Source organism: Methylobacterium aquaticum, from assembly GCF_016804325.1.
GTDB classification, from domain to species: Bacteria; Pseudomonadota; Alphaproteobacteria; order Rhizobiales; family Beijerinckiaceae; genus Methylobacterium; species Methylobacterium aquaticum_C.
Genome location: NZ_CP043627.1, coordinates 6,942,390 through 6,963,191, shown reverse-complemented (window position 1 = coordinate 6,963,191; position 20,802 = coordinate 6,942,390). Strand labels below are relative to the sequence as shown.

Below are 20,802 nucleotides of genomic sequence, written 5' to 3'. Positions count from 1 at the left end.
TTTCGACGGCGCGCCCGTGCGCTTCCTCTCCGCCTCCCGCGACGGCGACCTCGCCTTCGCGCGAGAGGGGCGGATCTACCGCCTGCGCCGGGGCGCTGCGGCGCCGGAGCCCGTGCCGGTCGCGGTGACGGAGGCGACCTTTTCCGGCGAGGTGCCGGCCCGCATCTCCGACTTCTCCGACCTCGCCGCCTCGCCGGGCGGCCAGGAGATCGCCCTGGTGGCGCAGGGCGAGATCTACGTCGCCTCCCGGGACGGGAAGTCGGTCAAGCGGATCACCCGCACGGCCGGCGAGGAGCGCAGCCCCGTCTTCTCGCCCGACGGCCGCCGCCTCGTCTACGCGGCCGAGCGCGACGGGCATTGGGGCCTCTACGAGGCCACACCGGCGCAAGCCGACGAGCGCGGCTTCGCCCAGGCGACCCGGATCGTCGAGCGCGCGCTGCCGACCCCGCCGGGCGACGCCCTCCAGCCGACATGGTCGCCGGACGGACGCCGCATCGCCTATCTCCACGACCGTAGCGCGGTCCACGTCCTCGACCCGGCGACCGGCGCCGACCGCGAGGTGGTGCCCCCGGGCCTGTTCTATTCCTCCCACGACTGGTCGTGGTGGCTGTCCTGGTCGCCGGACGGGCGCTGGCTGGCGCTGCCGGTCCAGATCGACCGGGGCTTCGTCCGCAACGTCGCGGTGGTGCCGGCGGACGGCTCGCGGCCGCCTGAGCGGGTGGCGCCGGCCGGCGAGGGCCAGAGCGAGGCGCAGTGGAGCCCGGATGGCGGGATGCTGATCTGGCGCAGCGAGCCGGAGGACCTGCACTCGGCCTCCGGCGCCGCCGAGCCCGCCGACATCGACGCGGTCTTCGCCTCGCGCCGGGCCCGGGACGCCTTCGAGGCCCGCCTGCGCGCCCCGGTCCTGCCCGAGGCCCCCGGCGAGGCCGCCCGCGCGCCGGGATCGCCCGAGGCCGGATCCGCGCCGGCCCGGGCCGCGCCCGCCCACCCGGCCCCCGAGCCGCAGGCCTTCGATCCCGAGGGGCTGGAGGACCGCCGGCACCGGCTGTCCCAGGGCCATGTCGACGTGGTCCAGGCCCTGATGCTCCGCGACGGGACGAGCCTGCTCGTCGTCGAGCAGCGAGAGCGGCCGAAGGGTGAGGGCTCCGCGCTGACAGGCACGATCCGCGACCTGCGCCAGGGTACCCGCCGCACGGTCTTCTCGGACCTGCCCGCCTACCGCTACTCCCCGGTGCGGCTGAGCCGCGACCAGCGCACCCTGTCGTTCCTCTCCGCCAACGGCTTCACCGAGGTCGACCTGGCCAAGGGCACCTCGCGCCATGTCCGGGTCGAGGCGGAGGCCGGCCACGATCCGGCGGCGCGCCTCGCGGCCGGCTTCGCGCAGTACTGGCGCCTGACGCGGGAAAAATTCCTCGATCCGGGATGCACGGGGTCGATTGGGACGCGGTGCGGACCCGCTACGCCCGGTTCCTGCCGGCGCTCGCCGACGCCCGCGACCTCGCCGAGCTCCTGTCCGAGATGGCGGGCGAGCTCGACGCCTCGCATACCGGTGCGTCCCTCGGCCCCGGCGTTCCGCCGGGCGAGCAGACCGCCTCCCTCGGGCTCTACTACGACGAGACCTATCCCGGCCCGGGCATGCGGGTGGCGGCCATCCTGCCCGCCGGCCCGTTCGATGCCGGCGACATGCGGCTTTCCCCCGGCGACGTGATCACGGCGATCGACGGGGAGGCGGTGCCCGAGGCGGGCGGCCTCCGCCGCCTGCTGCGCGGCACCAGGGACCGGCGGATCGAGGTGGCGTTCGTCAAGCCGGACGGGACGGCGCTGCGCGAGCGGCGGGTGCCGGTGAGCCTGGAGCGCGAGCGCGACCTCGCCTTCGAGCGCTGGCGCCGGCAGCGCCGGGACGCGGTGGCGGCCCGCTCCTGCGGCCGCCTCGGCTACGTGCATGTGCGGGCGATGAACGCGGCCTCCTACCGCACCACCTTCGCGGACATCTTCGGGCGCTTCGGCCGGGCCGAAGGGCTGGTGGTCGACGTGCGCTTCAACGGCGGCGGCAACCTGCACAACCAGCTGCTGACGCTGCTGTCGGGCCGGCCCTACCTCACCTTCGCGCCCCGCTCCGGCCCGGTCCAGAGCGACCCGCGCGACCGCTGGATCCGCGCTTCGGCGGTGCTGATGAACGGCGCGAGCTATTCCGACGCCTCGATCTTCCCGCAGGGCTACCACGACCTCGGCATCGGCCCGCTCGTCGGCGAGCCGGCGGCCGGCACCGGCACCTTCGTCTGGTGGGTGCCCTCGCAGATCGTACCGCGCCTCACCTACGGGCTGCCGCAGGTCCCGCTCCATCGCACCGACGGCACGCGGCTCGAGAACACCGACGTGCTGCCGGACCTCGCGGTCCCGGCCGACCCCGCCGCCTGGGCCGAGGGCCGCGACCCGCAGCTCGACGCGGCGGTGGACCGGCTGCTCGGCGGGGCCTGCCGGCCGGAAGGGGCGTCGCCGCGGTGATCCGGCGGAAACCGGCTTTGCTCGAGCGTGCGACGCCTGCGGCTTCGCCGTGCGGGCCGGTGAGGTGACGTCCGGAATTCGTATCACGCCCTCGCCGGGATCGTCCGGCGATCAGGGCGCCTGCCGCCCGATCGCCACCGGATCCACCGACACCTCCTGCTTCAAGGTCCGCAGCGCGAAGACCGAGCGCGACTGGCGGATGCCGCGGATGCGGTAGAGCTTCTCTCGCAGGAAACGCTCGTAATGCGCGGTGCCGCTGACCGCGACCTTGATCATGTAATCGTACTCGCCGGTCACCAGGTGGACCTCGAGCACTTCGGGGATGCGCAGGATCTCGGTGCCGAAGGCCTCCAGCACCGCATCGTCGTGCTTGTCGAGGGTGACCTCGATGAAGACCACGTCTGGGATGCCGAGCGCCCGGTGGTCGAGGACCGCGACGTAGTCGCGGATCAGGCCCGCTTCCTCCAGGCGCCGCAGCCGGGTCCAGCACGGCGATTGCGACAGCCCGACCCGCTCGGCGAGGGCCGCGATCGTCAGCCGTCCGTCGGCCCGCAGGGCGCCGAGAATCTTGCGGTCGAGATCGTCGAGCCGGTGCGGCTCCGCGCCTTTCTGCGGCGCTTGCGCCCGCGCGGAACGTCTGTTCGGCGTTTCGCCCTTCAAGGCCATGCTGCGTTCTCCGGTCTCACGCTTTAGCCGCGAAAAACGGCGAGGACCATCCGGCCGGGCCGGGCTACAGTCGGGGGAAATCAAGCGTCGCGGGAGGGCGCAGATGGCTCTTGACCAAGGGCACGCGGTGGAGGTCCGGGCGCAGGTCCGCTCCGTCTTCGACGGCGTCGCGCGCCGGCTCGGCGAGGTCGAACGCGCGGGCGACAGTCTGCGACATCTCGCCCCCGCCGCCCCCTCCGCCGCCGTCACCCTGTCGATCCCGGTCCCCGACGGGACGGACCTCCCCGTCCTCGCCGCCCGCCTCTCACGCCATCCGTCCGCGATCGAGGCGCAGGTCGGCGCGCCGTCCTGACGCCCCCTCCCGCATCGTCCGCGACATCCTCCCCCGCGAAGGGCTTAACCCATGCCGCCAGACGCCCCGAGCCCCCACGCTCCCTTGAGCCTGCACGTCCCCGAGCCCGCCGTCCGCCCCGGCGGCAACCCGAGCTTTTCCGATCTCGACATTCCGGAGGCCGGCGCCGTCCGCCGGCCGGAGGTCGACGTGTCGGCCGCGGACATCCGCGACTTGGCCTACACGCTGATCCGGGTGCTCGATTCGGACGGGCGTGCGGTCGGTCCCTGGGCCGGCTCGCTCACCGACGACGAGTTGCTCGCCGGCCTTCGCGACATGATGAAGCTGCGCGCCTTCGATGCCCGCATGCTGATGGCCCAGCGCCAGGGCAAGACCTCGTTCTACATGCAGCATCTCGGCGAGGAGGCGGTGAGCACCGCCTTCCGCCGGGCGCTCGAACCCGGCGACATGAACTTCCCGACCTACCGCCAGGCGGGCCTGCTGATCGCCGGCGGCTATCCGCTGGTCGACATGATGTGCCAGATCTACTCGAACGAGAACGATCCGCTGCACGGCCGGCAGCTGCCGGTGATGTACTCCTCGAAGGACCACGGCTTCTTCTCGATCTCCGGCAACCTTGCGACGCAATACGTCCAGGCGGTCGGCTGGGCGATGGCCTCGGCGATCAAGAACGACACCAGGATCGCCGCCGCCTGGATTGGCGACGGCTCGACGGCCGAATCCGATTTCCACGCCGCCCTCGTCTTCGCCTCGACCTACCGGGCGCCGGTGGTGCTCAACGTCGTCAACAATCAGTGGGCAATCTCGACCTTCCAGGGCTTTGCGCGGGGCGGCTCCTCGACCTTCGCGGCCCGCGGCCACGGCTTCGGCATTCCGGCCTTGCGCGTCGACGGCAACGACTACCTCGCCGTCCACGCGGTGGCGAAATGGGCGACGGAGCGGGCCCGGCGCAATCTCGGGCCGACGATCGTCGAATACGTCACCTACCGGGCCGGCGCCCATTCGACCTCCGACGACCCCTCCGCCTACCGGCCGAAGACCGAGTTCGACGCCTGGCCGCTCGGCGACCCGGTCAGGCGGCTGAAGGATCATCTCATCGCCCGCGGCGCCTGGTCGGAGGAGCGCCACCGCCAGGGCGAGGCCGAGATCCTCGACGAGGTCGTGGCGGCGCAGCGCGAGGCCGAGACCCACGGCACCCTGCATGCCGGCGGCAAGCCGTCCCCGCGCGACATGTTCGAAGGAGTGTTTTCCGAGATGCCTCCTCACTTGCGCCGCCAGCGCCAGCAGGCGGGGTACTGACATGCCGCGCCGCACGATGATCGAGGCCATCCGCGACGCGATGGCCGTTTCGATGGAACGCGACGACGACGTGGTCGTGTTCGGGGAGGATGTCGGCTATTTCGGCGGCGTCTTCCGCTGTACCCAGGGGCTCCAGGCCCGCTTCGGCAAGAGCCGCTGCTTCGATGCGCCGATCAGCGAACTCGGCATCGTCGGCGCCGCCGTCGGCATGGCGGCCTACGGCCTGAAGCCCTGCATCGAGATCCAGTTCGCCGACTACATGTACCCGGCCTACGACCAGATCGTGTCCGAGGCCGCGCGCCTGCGCTACCGCTCGGGCGGCCAGTTCACCGCCCCGATGGTGGTGCGGATGCCCACCGGCGGCGGCATCTTCGGCGGCCAGACCCACAGCCAGAGCCCCGAGGCCCTGTTCACGCACGTGGCGGGCTTGAAGACCGTGGTGCCGTCGAACCCCTACGACGCCAAGGGCCTGCTGATCGCCGCGATCGAGGACCCCGACCCGGTGATTTTTTTGGAGCCCAAGCGCCTCTATAACGGCCCGTTCGACGGCCACCACGACCGGCCGGTGACGCCCTGGGCCCGCCACGACCTCGGCGAGGTGCCGGACGGGCACTACACCGTGCCCCTCGGCAAGGCGGCGATCCGGCGCGAGGGATCCGCCGTGACGGTGCTGGCCTACGGCACCATCGTGCACGTGGCGGAAGCCGCCGCCGCCGAGACGGGAATCGACGCGGAAATCATCGACCTGCGCACGCTGCTCCCCCTCGACATGGAGACGATCGAGGCCTCGGTGCGCAAGACCGGGCGCTGCGTCATCGCCCACGAGGCGACGCTGACCTCGGGCTTCGGCGCCGAACTCGCGGCTTTGGTGCAGGAATCCTGCTTCTACCATCTGGAGGCGCCGATCGTCCGGGTCGCCGGCTGGGACACGCCCTACCCGCACGCCCAGGAATGGGCCTATTTCCCGGGCCCGGAGCGCGTCGGCCGGGCCCTTCGCGCCGCGATGGAGGGCTGACCCATGGGCTTTCGCATCGTCAAGCTCCCGGATATCGGCGAGGGCGTGGCCGAGGCCGAGGTCTCGGCCTGGCACGTCAAGGTCGGCGACGTGGTCCGCGAGGACCAGCCGCTCGCCGACGTGATGACCGACAAGGCCACTGTCGAGATCCCCTCGCCGGTGAGCGGCACGGTCGCGGCGCTCGGCGCGGAGGCCGGCCAGATGCTGGCGGTCGGCGCCGAATTGGTGCGCCTGGAGGTCGAGGGCGGCGAGGCCGCTCCCGATGCCGGGATCGCGGTGGCACCCGAGGTGGCCAAGGCGCAGGACGCGGCCTCCGGCAAGCCCGCCGCCGCCCTGGTGCCGGCCGCGGACGGCCTGGAGCCGGCGCAGCCCGCCCCTCCCCCCGCAGCGGCACCCAAGCCCGCCCAGCCAACAAAGCCCGCCGAGCCGACAAAATCCGCAGAGCCACCGAAGCCAGTTCCAGCAAAACCCGCTTCCCCTGCCCCGCGCCCCGCGGCGGCAGCGCCCTCCTCCGGCCCGCCGCGCCCTCCCGGCGAGAAGCCGGTCGCGTCGCCGGCCGTGCGCCGGCGGGCGCTGGAGGCCGGCCTCGACCTGCGCCAGGTCCGCGGCTCCGGTCCGGCCGGCCGGATCGGCCATGACGACCTCGACGCCTTCCTGAACGCCCCGCCCGAGGACGCGGCCCCCGCTCCGGCCGGCCGCGTCGCCCGGACGGCGGTGGAGGCGATCAAGGTCATCGGCTTGCGCCGGCGCATCGCCCAGCGGATGGCCGATGCCAAGCGCCGCGTCGCCCACTTCTCCTATGTCGAGGAGGTGGACGTGACGGCGGTCGAGGAGCTGCGCGCCGCCCTCAACCAGCGCCACGGCGCGAGCCGGCCGAAGCTGACCCTAATCCCGTTCCTGGTCCAGGCCCTGGTGCGCGCCCTGCCGGACTTCCCGCAGATGAACGCGCATTACGACGACGAGGCGGAGGTGATCCACCGCCATGCCGGTATCCATGTCGGCATCGCCACCCAGACACCGTCGGGCCTGATGGTGCCGGTGCTTCGCCACGCCGAGACCCGCGACGTGTGGAACTCGGCGGCCGAGGTCCGCCGCCTGGCGGAGGCCGCCCGCAACGGGCTGGCCGCCCGCGACGAGCTCTCGGGCTCGACCATCACCATCACGTCGCTGGGCGCGCTCGGCGGCATCGTGACGACGCCGGTGATCAACCGGCCGGAAGTCGCGATCATCGGCGTCAACAAGCAGGTGATGCGGCCGGTCTGGCGCGATGGCGCCTTCGTGCCGCGCCTGACGATGAACCTCTCGGCATCCTTCGACCACCGGGTGGTCGACGGCTACGACGCCGCCCTGTTCGTGCAGGCGCTCAAAGGCCTGCTCGAGACGCCCGCGACCCTGTTCATGGAGGCCTGATGTGGGCGAGATCACCACCAAGCTCCTGGTGCTCGGCGGCGGCCCGGGCGGCTACGTCGCGGCGATCCGCGCCGGCCAGCACGGCATCGACACCGTGCTGGTCGAGGAGAACCGGTTGGGCGGCACCTGCCTCAACGTCGGGTGCATCCCCTCGAAGGCGATGATCCACGCGGCGGAGGCCTATCACGCGGCCGTGCTGCAATCCGCGGACGCCTCGCCCTTCGGCCTCTCGGCCGGTGCCCCGAGCCTCGACTTTGCCCGGACGGTCGCCTGGAAGGACGGTATCGTCGGCCGGCTCAATACCGGCGTGGCGTCCCTGCTCAAGCGCGGCGGGGTCAAGATCCTGCGCGGGCGCGGGACCATGGTCGACGGCAAGACCTGTGTCGTCGAGACCGATACCGGCCCCGAGCGGGTGCGCGCCGAGCACGTGGTGCTCAGCACCGGCTCGGTCCCGGCGGCGCTCCCCCACCTGCCCTTCGGCGGGCGGGTGATCTCCTCGACCGAGGCCCTGTCGCTGCCCGGCGTTCCGGCCACGATGGCGGTGGTGGGGGCGGGCTATATCGGCCTCGAACTCGGCACCGCCTTCGCCAAGCTCGGCGCCAAGGTCACGGTGGTCGAGATGGCCGCGCGGATCCTGCCGGCCTACGATGCCGAGCTGACCCGGCCGGTGGCGCGGCGCCTTTCGGCGCTCGGGATCGAGGTGCTGCTCGGCGCCAGGGCGACCGGGCTCTCGGGCGACGCGCTCGCCGTCGAGGTCGGCGGCGAATCCCGACGGATTCCCGCCGAGGTGATTCTCGTGGCGGTCGGCCGCAAGGCCCGCACGCACGATCTCGGGTTGGAGCGGCTCGACCTCGACATGAGCGGGCCGTTCATCCGCATCGACGAGCGCTGCGCCACCTCGATGCGCAACGTCTGGGCGGTCGGCGACGTCACCGGCGAGCCGATGCTGGCCCACCGCGCCATGGCGCAGGGCGAGATGGTGGCCGACCTCGTGGCGGGCCGCCGCCGCGCCTTCCACAAGGTGGGGATCCCCGCCGTCTGCTTCACCGACCCGGAGGTGGTCTCGGCCGGCCTCTCGCCGGACGAGGCCCGCGCGGCCGGCCACGAGATCCGCACCGGCCTGTTTCCCTTCGCCGCCAACGGCCGCGCCATGACGCTCGGGGCCGAGGACGGCTTCGTGCGGGTGACGGCGCGGGCCGACAACCACCTCATCCTCGGCATTCAGGCGGTCGGCGCGGGAGTCTCGGAACTGGCGGCGGGGTTCGGCCTGGCACTTGAGATGGGCGCCCGGCTGGAGGACATCGCCGGCACGATCCACGCCCACCCGACCCTCGGCGAGGCCTTCCACGAGGCGAATCTCCGGGCGCTCGGCGAGGCCCTGCACATCTGACGCGCGACCGCCGGGTAACGACGGTCAGGCGTGAGAGCCTGTTCGAGCTGCCCGACCGCGTTGACACCCTCGATCGCATCCCGGGGCCGCGAAGCGGAACCCGGGATCCATGACCGCCGACGACGCAGGATGAGGCGGAACGCCGGCCGCCTTGTCCGGACTCGTCAGCGGCCATGGATTCCGGGTTCTCGTCTTCGACGAGCTCCGGGATGACGCCGAAAGATGTCGGTGCATGTGCCGAACAGTCCGTCAGCGTGCCCTCGGCTTCGTCTCCGCGTTCTTCATGGCGATCGTGTCCGTGCAGCGGAGAAAAGCGCTGTAAGTCTTGCCCGATACCCGCCTTTTGATCCAGCTGTTCTTCCCGTTATGGCGCGTCTGGATCCCGACCGATTCAGCACATCTCTCGCGCTCTGCCATCGACTGCGCCCGAGCCGGCTGCGCGAAAAAACCAGACAATGACGCTGCCACCCCACAGAGCAGAACAAAGGCAGTCATGCTCGCTTTGTTTCTGATTTTATCCATGATTTCCGCTCCATTTCGGACTTGACTGCCTCAGCGTAAAAAATATCGGACATTGCCGTAGACTTCGTCAAGCGCAGACCGCGCACCTTCCTGGCGGTCGCGCGCGGTGAGACGGCATGTGCGTCCCGTCCTGGCCGAGGCACGACGGCCTCCGCTTGGACCGCACGGTGCGATCCCGGCTCGGTGGAGTCGGCAAAGCGTGGCAGGATATGCGAGAGGATCGCTCGTCCGGGCCGCGGAGGGACGAGGAGTGAGCGAGAAGAGGCGCCGGGCCACGGCCGCGGAGATCCGCGACCGGGCCTTCGGCGACGTGATCGAATGGCTGGAATACCGCGTCGCGGTGTGTCGCGACGGGCTGGAGCGCCACACCGCCGCCCACGGCGCCGACAGCCGCGCCGTGGCGATGGAGCGCGCCGCGGCGTTCGAGGCCGAGCTGATCCTGCGCGAGATCGGCAAGCTCGCCGGCGGGGCGCCGCGCTCGAAGGCGTTTCGCGAGGCCGCCGCGGCGCGCCGCCGCTTCGTCGCCGCGCAACGCGAGCGGGGGGACGTGCCGGACGAGGCCTAAGAGCAGGCTCCCGCAGTGCCATCCCGGATGCGAAGAATTTTCGTGGCCCGCATTGAATAGAACCGAGCTTGCGTGAAATACTCCGAAGTCGGTTCGCACCAGACGGGCCGGGATCCGGGGAGAATCGCCATGACGGGCCGAGGCCGCTTGCGCCTGGAGAGACTCGTTTCCGTGCTCGCCCTCTGCCTCGCGGCGCAAGGCGCGCGGGCCGAGGTGAAGACCGGGCCGGTGCTGATGCATTGGGGGCCATGCGAGGCCTCCGGCGCCGTCCCCTATCCGGCCGGCAGCTTCGGCGACCGCTTCCTGGTCGTCGACGACGAGGACAACACCCTGCGCCTCTACAAGGCCGACGAATCCGGCCCACCGCTCGCCCTGAAGGGCGGCGACCTCGACGCCGCGCTCGCGACCGGCGGCCGGGAGGAGCCCGCCAAGGCCGATCTCGAATCCCTCGCCTGGCTCGGCAACGACCTGGTTCTGATGGGCTCCCACGCCCGGGACAAGAACGGCCGCACCCGCGAGGCCTCGCGCCAGATGCTCGCCCTGTCGGTGGGCGGCGATGCCAAGGCGCCCCAAGTCAAGGCGCCGGAAGTGACGCCGAAGGGCAAGGCGTTCACCGGCCTCGCCAAGGCGATCGCCGACCTCGACCCGCGCCTGTCGGAGCGCATCGCCGTCGATCTCGCCGAGAAGGCGAGCCTGAGCCCGAAGCGGCGCGGCCTCGCCATCGAGGGCCTGAGCCCAATGCCCGATGGGCGCGGCCTGTTCGTCGGCCTGCGCAACCCGCTCAACGCCGACAACGACGCCCTGGTGGTGCCGTTCGAGAACGCCGCCGAGGCGCTGGCGAGCGGGGCCGCGCCGAAGCTGGCCAAGCCCATCGCCCTCGACCTCAAGGGCCGGGGCATCCGCGACATCGCCTACGTGCCGGGGATCAAGGCCTATTTCCTGATCGCCGGCGGCTCCGGCAGCGGCGGCGAGGCCGCCGATCTCTACCGCTGGTCTGGCACGGCCGGCGAGGCACCGACCCGGGTCGCCGGGGTGGCCGAGGCGCTGGCGGCGCTCCCCGATTTCCAGCCCGAAGGGCTGATCGTCTCCGCTGACGGCAAGACGGTGCAGGTGATCAGCGACGATGGCGATGTCTGCCCGGCGCGCAAGCCGCAAGGGTTCCGGAGCGTGGTGCTGGACCTCGAGTGAAGGGCGGTTCGACGGGCCGTCCCTTCGGATGATCCTGCGTTTCCGGCGTCGTCCCGTACTCGTCGATGACGGACGCTCGGGGCGACAGGGACGATGGCGTCGGACGGAGGGCCGCCCGCGTAAAGTCGAACGGGCGTCACATTGAACCTGGAGTGCGTCTCAGCGAAGCGGAAGCCGGCTCGTCGCGGACGACGCGAAGACGTCGAAAATCCTGGGCGGCATCCGATCGCAGCGCGATCGGCGGCTGCTCCCGCGTGACGGCTGGCGCGTTGTCGGGCGTGATTCCCTCCGCGACGCAACGAGGCTCCGCCATGCCCCTCCCCGCCCCGCTCGACCGAACCGAGGCCGTCGTCTTCGACGCCTACGGCACCCTGCTCGACGTCCATTCCGCCGTGCAGCGCCACGCCGCCGCGATCGGGCCGGAGGCGCAGAGGCTGTCCGAGACCTGGCGTCAGAAGCAGCTCGAATATTCCTGGGTCCTGTCGCTGTGCGGGCGCTACGAGCCGTTCTGGACGCTGACCGAGCGGGCCCTCGATCATGCGCTCGCCCGGCATCCGGGGGTCGATCGGGCGTTGCGGGCGGGCCTGCTCGATGCCTATCGCGCGCTCGACGCCTATCCGGAGGTGCCCGGCACGCTGGAGACCCTGCGCCGGGAGGGCCTGAAGACCGCGATCCTGTCGAACGGCGATCCCGCCATGCTCGACGCGGCGGTACGGGCGGCGGGGCTCGAAGGCCACCTCGATGCGGTGCTGTCGGTCGATCCGGCCGGCCTCTTCAAGACCTCGCCCCGCGCCTACGCCCTGGCGCCGGAGCGCCTCGGGGTCGCGCGGGAGCGGACCGTGTTCGTGTCCTCGAACCGCTGGGACATCGCCGGGGCGGCGGCCTACGGCTTCGCCCCGGTCTGGGTCAATCGGACCGATCTGCCCGACGAATACCCGGACCTCGCGCCGGTCCGGGTGATCCGTGCCCTCGACGGGCTCCTGGCCTGAAAGGCAGGGCCCGAGGAGGGTCTTGGCCCGACTACTCGCCGGCCACCGGGCGGACGCTGCCCGGGACCTCGGCGGCGGGCGCCCCGCGGCGGTAGATCAGCAGGGTCGCGACGAGGCCGCAGGCCCCCGCGAAGGCCATCCACAGGCCCGGCGCCGCCTTGTTGCCGAGCGCCTCGATCAGCCAGGTCGAGACGACTGGGGTGAAGCCGCCGAAGAGCGCGGTGGCGAGCGAGTAGGCGAGCGAGAAGCCGGTGGTGCGGACCTTGGCCGGGACGATCTCGGTCAGCGCCACCACCATCGCGCCGTTGTAGCTGCCATACAGGAAGGACAGCCACAGCAGCGTGATCAGCATGTTGGTGAACGAGATGTTGGAGGTCAGCCAGGCCAGGGCCGGGTAGGCGGTGAGCAGGGTCAGCGCCGAGAAGGCCAGCAGGATCGGCTTGCGGCCGATCTTGTCGGAGAGCGCGCCCATCACCGGCAGCCAGAACAGGTTCGACAGGGCGGTGAGGAAGGTGACGATCAGGCTGTCGGTCTCGGACAGCTTGAGCACGGTCTTGCCGAAGGTCGGGGTGTAGACCGTGATGGTGTAGAACGACACCGTGGTCATCACCACCAGCAACATGCCGAGCAGCACGATCTTCCAGTTCTGGCCGAGCGACGCGAAGACCTCGCTCAGCGACGGGCGCTCCTTGCGGTGCAGGAATTCCTGGGTCTCCTCCAGCGAGCGCCGGATGTAGAACAGGAACGGCACGATCAGGCAGCCGATGAAGAACGGGATGCGCCAGCCCCACTCGGACATCTGGGCCGGCATCAGGGCGCGGCTCAAGCCGAAGCCGATCAGCGCCGCCACCATCACGGCGACCTGCTGGCTGCCGGATTGCCAGGAGACGTAGAAGCCCTTGCGGCCGGGCGTCGCCATCTCGGCGAGGTAGACCGACACGCCGCCGAGCTCGACGCCGGCCGAGAAGCCCTGGAGCAGGCGGCCGATCAGCACCAGGAACGGCGCCGCGAGGCCGATGGTCTGGTAGGACGGAACGAAGGCGATCAGCACCGTGCCCGCCGCCATGATGCCGAGCGTCACGATGAGGCCCTGGCGCCGGCCGATCCGGTCGACATAGGCGCCGAGGAAGATCGCCCCGAGCGGCCGCATCAGGAAGCCGGCGCCGAAGGCCATGAAGGTGAACATCAGCGAGGCGAACTCGTTCTCGGCCGGGAAGAAGGCCTTCGAGATGTGGCTCGCGTAGATGCCGAACAGGAAGAAGTCGAACATTTCCAGGAAGTTGCCGCTCGTGACGCGCAGCACCGTGGCGACCTTCGACCCCTGCGGACCGTGGACCGGACCTGCCATGCTCATCCCCCTACCTTGGGCTCCCTTGACTGGGCCCTCTCTACAGCCATCGCCGACACGTTTGATACAAAAATTTCATCCCTCGGGATGTGGTGGAGCTTGCGCGGCGGCCGGGTTACCAACAGGGAAGGCGGCCTGGACATCTCCGTAAGGCAGTCCGGGGTGGAACCATGACGAGGAGCGGATCCATGACCACGACGACATCGCGCCCCTATTGCGGAGCACGCCGCCGCCTCGCTCGCATCGCCGCCGGGGTGGTGGCGGGGCTCGTCCTCGCCGCCCCGGCGAAGGCGGCGGATGTGCACGTGATGATCTCCGGCGGCTTCACCGCCGCCTACGAGGCCCTGGTGCCGGGCTTCGAGAAGAAAACCGGCGACAAGGTCGTCACCGCCTTCGGGCCTTCGATGGGCACGGCACCGGAGGCGATCCCCGTGCGCCTCGCCCGCGGCGAGCCGGCCGACGTGGTCATCATGGTCGGCTACGCCCTCGATACCCTCGACAAGGAGGGCAAGATCGAGCCGGGCAGCAAGGTGGCGCTCGCCGATTCCCGCATCGCGCTGGCGGTGAAGGCCGGGGCCAAGGTGCCGGATATCGCCACCCTCGACGCCTTCAAGAAGGCGCTGCTCGGCGCCACCTCGATCGCCTATTCGGACAGCGCCAGCGGCGTCTACATCGAGAAGGAGATGTACAAGAAGCTGGGGCTGGAGGGTGAACTGGCGCCGAAGAGCAAGATGATCGTCGCCGAGCGCGTCGGCAACGTCGTCGCCCGGGGCGATGCCGAGTTCGGCTTTCAGCAGATCGCCGAGCTGAAGCCGATCAAGGGCATCACCATCGTCGGGCCGATCCCGCCGGAGGTGCAGAAGGTCACGGTGTTCTCGGCCGGCATCCCGAAGGGCGCCAAGCACCCGGAGGCGGCCCGGGCCCTCATCGCCTGGCTGTCCTCGCCGGAGCACGCCGCCGCGATCGCCGAGACCGGCCTCGACCCGATCAAGGCCCGCTAACCCCCGATTCACGACAAGGGAGAATCCGAGGGATCGGATTCACCACCTCTTCACGCCGCCCAGGCCCTGATGGGACCCACACAACAGGTCTCGCGCCGCTCCCGACGGGGGCGGCCAAGCGGGCGGGGACGGCATCATGCGACAGGGTTGGACGCCCGGAGCAGCGGCGCGTGGTTCGGCGCCGCTGCTCCGGCAGGAAAAGAACGCGCATCAGCGCTACCTCGCGGCGCCGGGCTATCATCCGGGCGCCCTGGTGATCGCGACCGTCGGCCCGGCCCTGGGCGCGGCGATCGTGGCGGTGGTCGCGCTGGGCTTGCGGGTGGTGTCGTAGGCGGGGCCGGGGCGACCCGGTTCGACCCTCGCGGCGTGATGCCTCCCTCTGCGTCACGGCGTGTTCCCGGCCTGGTCGATCCGGGGTCGAGGACGGGAGCGGAACGGCTGCTCTCGGCGAGAGGCAAGCGGACATCGATCAGGCGGCCCGGGTCGGATCGGCGAAAGCGCAGCCTTCCCGCCCCGAGGCGCACGAGGCGGACGTGACGATGGACGACGAGAGCCAGGCCTGTCGGTGCGGGGACGGCTTCAGTCCGAAGGTCGGGCCGGGTGTGCTCGCCCGTCCCGGCGATATCGCGTCATAGACCGGAAAACCACGAGACACGGCGCCCCGCTTCCGTACAATCCCCCCGTCCGGCACGAAGACCGGACGGGAGGAGACGAGCGATGAACCGACGCGACATCCTCGCGGGCGCCGCTGCGCTTACGGCAAGCACGGTCGCGGCGCGGGCCGACAGGCTGCCCCTCGGCGACCTGCCGGGCACCCGCTATCCCGACCCGCGGGTCGAGGCGCTGGACAAGCGCTTCCGCTACAAGGTCGGCAACGCCGCCATCGAGCGCATCGCCACCGGCTTCCGCTGGGCGGAAGGCCCGGTCTATTTCCGGGATGGCGGCTACCTGTTGTGGAGCGACATTCCCAACAACCGGATCATGCGCTGGCTCGAGAACGGCCATGTCAGCGTCTACCGGGCGAACGCCAACTACTCGAACGGCAACACCCGCGACCGCCAGGGCCGGCTGATCACCTGCGAGCACGATACCCGGCGGGTCACCCGCACCGAGCCTGACGGCAAGATCACGGTGCTGATCGACAAGTTCGACGGCAAGCCACTCAACGCCCCCAACGACGTGGTGGTGGCCGCCGACAACGCGATCTGGTTCACCGATCCGGGCTACGGCATCGACGGGTTCTACGAGGGCCACAAGGACAGGGCGGAACTCCCGACCCGGGTCTATCGCCTCGATCCCTCGACCGGCCAGGCCAAGGTGGCCGCCGAGGGCATCGACCGGCCGAACGGGCTCGCCTTCTCGCCCGACGAAAAGATCCTCTACGTCGTCGATTCCGGTGCCACCCATGGCGGGCGGGCCAACATCCGGGCCTTCACCGTCGATGGCGACAAGCTCACCGGAGACCGGGTCTTCGCGGAGGGTTTCTCGCCGGGCTTCACCGACGGGGTGCGCACCGACGTCGACGGCAACGTCTGGTGCTCGATGGGCTGGGCCGACCCGAAGGAGGACGGGGTACGCTGCTATACGCCGTCCGGCGACCTGATCGGCAAGATCCACCTGCCGGAGACCTGCGCCAACCTGTGCTTCGGCGGGCCGAAGAAGAACCGGTTGTTCATGGCGGCGAGCACGTCGATCTACGCGGTGTATGTGGAGACGCAAGGGGCGATGGTGCCGTAGGGATACGGGTTCATCATCGGTACGACGCTGCCGCGCGTGAACCCTCCCCCCTTTGCGGGCTATCGGATTCACACTTCTCCTCTGAGAGCTAACCCTTTGTAAATGTGCGCGCTTTCCCCTCCCCCTTGTGGGGAGGGGTTAGGGGTGGGGGTGGTGCAGGAGGGACCGCTGCGCTCTATCCGGCACCACCCCCACCTCCAACTCCTCCCCACAAGCTTGAGCGATCTCGGGCAAGCCCGAGATCGCCTGGGGAGGAGAGGCGCGCTACCTTTGAATGGGAAAGAACTCGGGCTGAGATGTGTGAATGCGCTAACCTCTGCGGGGGAGGGTCGAGCGCGCGGTTCCCGAAGTCTCTCTCGCAAGAACCTCTAGAAATTCACCCGATCGCCGCCCTTCAGCGCAAGAATCTCCCGCGCATCGTCCGGCGTCGCCACGTCGAGGCCTAGCCCCTCGATGATCTGGCGCACCTTCAGGACCTGCTGCGCGTTCGACTCGGCCATCCTACCCGCCCCGATCCACAGCGAATCCTCCAGGCCGACCCGGACGTTGCCGCCGAGCGCGATCGCCTGGGCGGCGATGGTCATCTGGTTGCGGCCCGCCCCCAGCACCGACCAGCGGTAATCGTCGCCGAACAGCCGGTCGGCGGTGCGCTTCATGTGCTGCACGTCCTCCGGGTGCTGGCCGATGCCGCCGAGGATGCCGAACACGCTCTGCACGAAGAAGGGCGGCTTGATCACGCCGCGATCGGCGAAGTGCGACAGCGTGTAGAGATGGCCGATATCGTAGCACTCGACCTCGAACCGGGTTCCGTTCTCGGCGCAGGTCGTCAGGATGTGCTCGATGTCCGCGAACGTGTTCTTGAAGATCCGGTCCCGCGAGCCCTCCAGGTAGGGCTGCTCCCAGTCGTGCTGGAAGGTCTTGAACCGCGACAGCATCGGGTAGAGGCCGAAATTCATCGACCCCATGTTGAGCGAGGCGACCTCCGGCTTGAAGTGGGCTGCCGGGCCCAACCGCTCGTCGATCCCCATCGTCGGGGCGCCGCCGGTGGTGAGGTTCACCACGCAGTTCGAGCGCTGCTTGATGACCTTCAGGAACGGCTCGAAGGCTTCCGGCGACTGGTCGGGCTTGCCGGTCTTCGGATCGCGGGCGTGCAGGTGGACGATCGCCGCGCCGGCTTCCGCCGCGCCGATCGCGGCCTCGGCGATCTCGTCGGGCGTCACCGGCAGGTGCGGCGACATCGAGGGGGTGTGGATCGCCCCGGTGACGGCGCAGGTGATGACGACTTTTCTCTTGGCCATGGGACTGTCCTCCTGAACTCTTACGATTGGGCGCGCTTGTGCGCCATCAGCGCCGAAAGGCGCGCGTCGCGCCGGCGGCTGCGCTCGGCCGGCGGGGCGGTGTCGGGCCCGCCATCCCAGGCGGCGACGATGCGGGCGGTGCTCTCCGGCGACCAGACCGAGGCGGGAGCCGGATCGGCGGCGAGCCGGCCGTAGAAGCCGCCGTAGCGCGTGGCGTAATCGGCCACGCCCCCCGGCGCGTTGAGGTCGATGGTGGCGAAGGGCCCGAGGAACGACCAGCGCAGGCCCAACCCCTCGGCCACGGTCTTGTCGAGGTCGGCCGGGCTCACCACGCCGTCGGCGACGAGGCGGAAGGCCTCCGACAGCAGGGCGCCCTGGAGACGGTTGAGCACGAAGCCCTCGACCTCGCGGTTAACGGTCACCGGCGCCTGGCCGGCCGCCTCGTAGAGGGCGCGGGCGCGCTCCACCACCGCCGGATCGGTCCAGGGCGCGCCGCAGAGTTCGACCACCGGCACCAGATGGGGCGGGTTGACTGGGTGGCCGACGAGGCAGCGGGCCCGCCCCGCGAGGTCTTCGGTGAACAGCGAGGCGACGATGGCCGAGGTCGAGGAGGCGAGGATCGTATCCGGCTCGCACAGGGCGTCGAGTTCGGCAAACAGCGCGCGCTTGGCCTCGACGGTCTCCGGCCCGTTCTCCTGGACGAGATCGACGCCGTCCACCGCCTCGGCGAGGGTCGGGCGGGTCCGGATCCGGGCGAGGATCGCCGGGATGTCCGCCACGAGGCCGTGGGCCTCGAGCTGGCGCAGGGCCTCGGCGATGTGCCCCGGCGCGGCGTCGAGCGCCGCTACGTGGATGTCGGTGAGGCGGACGTCGAACCCGGACCGGGCGAAGACCACGGCCCAGGACCGGCCGATCAGCCCGGCCCCGACGACGGCGACTTTTGGCATCGGTGGCGAATCTCCCCCGGAGTGGATCATACTGTAAGAACTCACAGCCACAGCACCTGACGGCGCAAGGCGAGGTCGTCGCGCAGGGCCTGCGAGGGCCCGGCATGCATCACCCGCCCGCGCTCCAGCGCCACGGTACGGTCGGACAGTGCCAGCGCGAGATCGAGGTTGTGGTCGACGATGACGATCGAGACCTCGCGGCGAAGGGCGTCGAAGGTCTCGAACAGGCTCTCGACCACCGCCGGCGCCAGGCCCTCGAACGGCTCGTCGAGGAGCAGCACCCTCACGTCGCCCGACAGCGCGCGGGCCACCGCCACCATCTGCTGCTCGCCGCCCGACAGGTAATCGGCGGGCGTCCGCCAGCGCTCGCGCAGGCGCGGGAAGTAGGACAGCACCCGCTCCTCGTCCCAATGCACGCCGTTGCCGGTGCGGCGCTTGAGCCGGCCGAGTTCCAGGTTCTCGGCGACGCTCATCCCGGCGAAGAGCCCGCGCCCCTGCGGCACGTAGCCGATGCCGGCGCGCGCGATGGACGCCGCCGAGCGGCCGTCGAGCACCTCGTCGCCGAGGCGGATATGGCCGGCGGCGTGGGGCGCGAGCCCGGTGATGGTCTTGAGGCAGGTCGACTTGCCGGCGCCGTTGCGGCCGAGCAGCGCCACGATCTCGTGGGCATGCACGTCGAAGGTGACGCCCGAGAGGATGTGGCTCTTGCCGTAGTAGGTGTCGACACCTTGCAGCGAGAGCAGGACCTGCGTCTCGGCGGCGCTCGGGCGGGGACGCGCCGCCATCGCGGCGGTGCCGGAGCCGATATAGACCTCCTGCACCTTGGCGCTGGTGCGGGCATCCTCGACCGTGCCGTTGACCAGCACCGTGCCCTCGTTCATCACCGTCACGGCGTCGGCGATCTGGAACACCCGGTCGATGTCGTGCTCGACCATCAGCACCGGCACCTCGGTCGAGACCCGCTTGATGATGTCGCCGATGCGGGTGCGCTCGGCCGCCGCCAGGCCCGCCAGCGGCTCGTCGAGGAGCAGCACCCGGGGCTTGGTCGCCAGCGCCACCCCCATGTCGAGGAGTCGCTGGCCGCCATAGGAGAGCGAGCCGGCTTCCGCCCGCTCGAGTCCGGCGAGGCCGAGCCAGCGCAGGATCTCGGCGGTCTCGGCCGCGGCCTCCCGGTCGCGGCTCGCCTTGCGCCACGGGTCGAACCGGCCGGGGCGGCGTCCCTGCACGGCCAGCCGGATGTTGTCCTCGACGGTCAGCGCCGGAAACAGGTTGGTGATCTGGAACGAGCGGCCGATGCCGGCCTCGCAGATCCGCTCCGGCGCGAATCCGGCGATCGAGCGGTCGGCCAGGGTCACGGTGCCGGTATCGGGCTTGTACATCCCGGAGATCAGGTTGAAGGCGGTGGTCTTGCCCGCACCGTTGGGGCCGATCAGGGCATGCAGCGTCCGGTCTCGCACCGCGATGGTGACGCCGTCGACCGCCTTCAGCCCGCCGAAGCGCTTGGCGATGCCGCGGGCCGCCAGGATCACCCCGTCGACCACGCCGTCGGGCCGCAGGAAGGCGGGCAGGTTTTCAGGCGCGCCGGCCCGGCGGCCGGCCATGGCGGCGTCCTCGGTCGCGGGCGGGCGTACCATGCGCCACACGCGCCGGCCGATGCCGACGAGCCCGTCCGGCGAGAACAGGATGAAGCCGACGAAGAGCAGGCCGAACCAGAACAGCCAGTTGGCGGTCCAGATCGACAGCATCTCGCGGAACAGGATAAAGAACAAAGCCCCGATCGCCGGCCCGGCAAAGCCCCGCATCCCGCCGATCACCACCATGGCGAGCAATTCGCCCGAGAAGGCGGTGCCGAGCGGCTCGGCCGAGGCGAAGCGGTGGGTGAAGACGCTCAAGGTTCCGGCGAGCCCGGTCACGGTGGCCGAGACCGTGAAGGCCAGGAGCTTGTAGCGGTTGGTCGGATAGCCGAGGAAGCGCGCCCGCTGCTCGTTCTCGCGGATCGCCTCCAGTACCGTGCCGACCGGCGAGCGGCGGAAGCGCGCGAGCCCGACCACGACCGCGAAGCCGATGACGGCAACGAGCCCGTACCAGGTCCAGGCGGCGTCGAGGTCGAGCCCGAGGAAGCGCGTGCGCTCGACGCCGCCATAGCCGCTCTCGCCGCCGGTGAGTGCCGTCCAGCGGAAGGCGACCGTGAAGGAGAGGGCCGAGAGAGCGAGCGTCAGCAGCGAAAAATAGACCCCGCGGCGCCGCAGGATCAGCAGGCCGAGGAGCAGGGCGACCCCAGCCACGACGGCGAGGGCGAACAGGATCGGCGGCAGCAGGGTGCCGGGGAAGAACGTCCGCTGGCCGATCGCCGCCGCATAGGCGCCGATCCCGAAGAAGGCGCCGTGGCCGAAGGAGACGAGGCCGGTCTGCCCGACCAGGATGTTGAGCCCCATGCAGGCCACCGCGAACACCACGACATCGGTGGCCGAGGTGAGGGTGAGCCCGAGGGCCGACAGGCCGAACGGCAGGGCCACGAGGGCCAGGCCCATGAACGGCAGGGTGAATCTCTCGCTGCGGTCGGTCATGGT

At 70.8% G+C, this 20,802-nt stretch carries 18 protein-coding genes and 1 pseudogene; 13 read left to right on the top strand and 6 right to left on the bottom strand.

Going from position 1 to position 20,802, the window contains the following annotated elements:
- Positions 1–1,422: 1,422 nt before the first annotated feature.
- Both F1D61_RS34635 and F1D61_RS34630 read left to right on the top strand, forming a co-directional pair.
- Positions 1,423–1,479, top strand: a pseudogene (locus F1D61_RS34635) (hypothetical protein); the annotation flags it as partial.
- 204 nt (positions 1,480–1,683) lie between these two features.
- Entirely contained in the window at positions 1,684–2,505 is an 822-nt protein-coding gene (locus F1D61_RS34630; protein ID WP_246776024.1) for a S41 family peptidase, read from the top strand.
- Between the two features lie 111 nt (positions 2,506–2,616).
- On the opposite strand, the gene F1D61_RS32220 is transcribed toward F1D61_RS34630, so the two are convergent.
- A complete protein-coding gene (locus tag F1D61_RS32220; RefSeq protein ID WP_203155959.1) occupies positions 2,617–3,171 on the bottom strand; it encodes an Lrp/AsnC family transcriptional regulator in 555 nt (184 codons plus the stop codon).
- A gap of 103 nt (positions 3,172–3,274) precedes the next feature.
- On the opposite strand from F1D61_RS32220, the gene F1D61_RS32215 reads away from it, so the two are divergent.
- The 5 genes from F1D61_RS32215 to lpdA are packed head-to-tail and all read left to right on the top strand — an operon-like array spanning position 3,275 to position 8,637.
- Positions 3,275–3,523 (top strand): hypothetical protein, encoded by a 249-nt coding sequence (locus F1D61_RS32215; RefSeq protein ID WP_203155958.1) that lies wholly within the window; start codon positions 3,275–3,277, stop codon positions 3,521–3,523.
- A gap of 51 nt (positions 3,524–3,574) precedes the next feature.
- Positions 3,575–4,822: a 3-methyl-2-oxobutanoate dehydrogenase (2-methylpropanoyl-transferring) subunit alpha gene (locus F1D61_RS32210; protein ID WP_203155957.1), complete on the top strand. Its 1,248-nt coding sequence runs from the start codon at positions 3,575–3,577 to the stop codon at positions 4,820–4,822.
- 1 nt (position 4,823) lies between these two features.
- Entirely contained in the window at positions 4,824–5,837 is a 1,014-nt protein-coding gene (locus F1D61_RS32205) for an alpha-ketoacid dehydrogenase subunit beta (protein ID WP_203155956.1), read from the top strand.
- Between the two features lie 3 nt (positions 5,838–5,840).
- Positions 5,841–7,247: a dihydrolipoamide acetyltransferase family protein gene (locus F1D61_RS32200; RefSeq protein ID WP_203155955.1), complete on the top strand. Its 1,407-nt coding sequence runs from the start codon at positions 5,841–5,843 to the stop codon at positions 7,245–7,247.
- Between the two features lies 1 nt (position 7,248).
- Positions 7,249–8,637 carry a dihydrolipoyl dehydrogenase gene (gene lpdA / locus F1D61_RS32195; RefSeq protein WP_203155954.1) on the top strand — a complete coding sequence of 463 codons (1,389 nt, stop codon included), beginning with the start codon at positions 7,249–7,251 and terminating at the stop codon, positions 8,635–8,637.
- 249 nt (positions 8,638–8,886) lie between these two features.
- Here lpdA and F1D61_RS32190 read toward each other — a convergent pair whose 3' ends face one another.
- Entirely contained in the window at positions 8,887–9,159 is a 273-nt protein-coding gene (locus F1D61_RS32190) for a hypothetical protein (RefSeq protein ID WP_203155953.1), read from the bottom strand.
- Positions 9,160–9,409: 250 nt separating this feature from the next.
- Here F1D61_RS32190 and F1D61_RS32185 point away from each other — a divergent pair, with 250 nt between their 5' ends.
- The 3 genes from F1D61_RS32185 to F1D61_RS32175 all read left to right on the top strand — a co-directional run bounded on the left by F1D61_RS32185 (position 9,410) and on the right by F1D61_RS32175 (position 11,901).
- The gene (locus F1D61_RS32185) at positions 9,410–9,724 is read left to right on the top strand and encodes a hypothetical protein (RefSeq protein ID WP_203155952.1); all 315 of its coding nucleotides are present in this window, start codon (positions 9,410–9,412) and stop codon (positions 9,722–9,724) included.
- Positions 9,725–9,895: 171 nt separating this feature from the next.
- On the top strand, positions 9,896–10,912 hold the full coding sequence (locus F1D61_RS32180; protein WP_246775639.1) for a DUF3616 domain-containing protein: 1,017 nt from the start codon (positions 9,896–9,898) through the stop codon (positions 10,910–10,912).
- Between the two features lie 311 nt (positions 10,913–11,223).
- Positions 11,224–11,901 (top strand): haloacid dehalogenase type II, encoded by a 678-nt coding sequence (locus tag F1D61_RS32175; protein WP_203155950.1) that lies wholly within the window; start codon positions 11,224–11,226, stop codon positions 11,899–11,901.
- A gap of 31 nt (positions 11,902–11,932) precedes the next feature.
- Here F1D61_RS32175 and F1D61_RS32170 read toward each other — a convergent pair whose 3' ends face one another.
- Positions 11,933–13,249, bottom strand: coding sequence for an MFS transporter (locus F1D61_RS32170; RefSeq protein WP_203155949.1), 1,317 nt, complete (start codon positions 13,247–13,249; stop codon positions 11,933–11,935).
- A gap of 188 nt (positions 13,250–13,437) precedes the next feature.
- Between F1D61_RS32170 and F1D61_RS32165 the strand changes: the two genes are divergently transcribed.
- From F1D61_RS32165 to F1D61_RS32155, 3 genes are all read left to right on the top strand, one after another.
- Positions 13,438–14,250 carry a molybdate ABC transporter substrate-binding protein gene (locus tag F1D61_RS32165; protein WP_203155948.1) on the top strand — a complete coding sequence of 271 codons (813 nt, stop codon included), beginning with the start codon at positions 13,438–13,440 and terminating at the stop codon, positions 14,248–14,250.
- A gap of 136 nt (positions 14,251–14,386) precedes the next feature.
- A complete protein-coding gene (locus tag F1D61_RS32160; RefSeq protein WP_203155947.1) occupies positions 14,387–14,581 on the top strand; it encodes a hypothetical protein in 195 nt (64 codons plus the stop codon).
- Between the two features lie 386 nt (positions 14,582–14,967).
- Positions 14,968–15,987, top strand: a complete 1,020-nt coding sequence (locus tag F1D61_RS32155; RefSeq protein ID WP_203155946.1) for an SMP-30/gluconolactonase/LRE family protein — start codon at positions 14,968–14,970, stop codon at positions 15,985–15,987.
- 368 nt (positions 15,988–16,355) lie between these two features.
- Here F1D61_RS32155 and F1D61_RS32150 read toward each other — a convergent pair whose 3' ends face one another.
- Genes F1D61_RS32150 through F1D61_RS32140 form a run of 3 tightly spaced genes read right to left on the bottom strand, consistent with a single transcriptional unit; the run spans position 16,356 to position 20,799 of the window.
- A complete protein-coding gene (locus F1D61_RS32150) occupies positions 16,356–17,285 on the bottom strand; it encodes a 3-keto-5-aminohexanoate cleavage protein (protein WP_203155945.1) in 930 nt (309 codons plus the stop codon).
- Between the two features lie 20 nt (positions 17,286–17,305).
- Complete coding sequence (locus F1D61_RS32145) at positions 17,306–18,232, bottom strand: 3-hydroxyacyl-CoA dehydrogenase (RefSeq protein WP_203155944.1); 927 nt, start codon at positions 18,230–18,232, stop codon at positions 17,306–17,308.
- 41 nt (positions 18,233–18,273) lie between these two features.
- On the bottom strand, positions 18,274–20,799 hold the full coding sequence (locus F1D61_RS32140) for a branched-chain amino acid ABC transporter ATP-binding protein/permease (protein WP_203155943.1): 2,526 nt from the start codon (positions 20,797–20,799) through the stop codon (positions 18,274–18,276).
- Between the last annotated feature and the right edge of the window lie 3 nt (positions 20,800–20,802).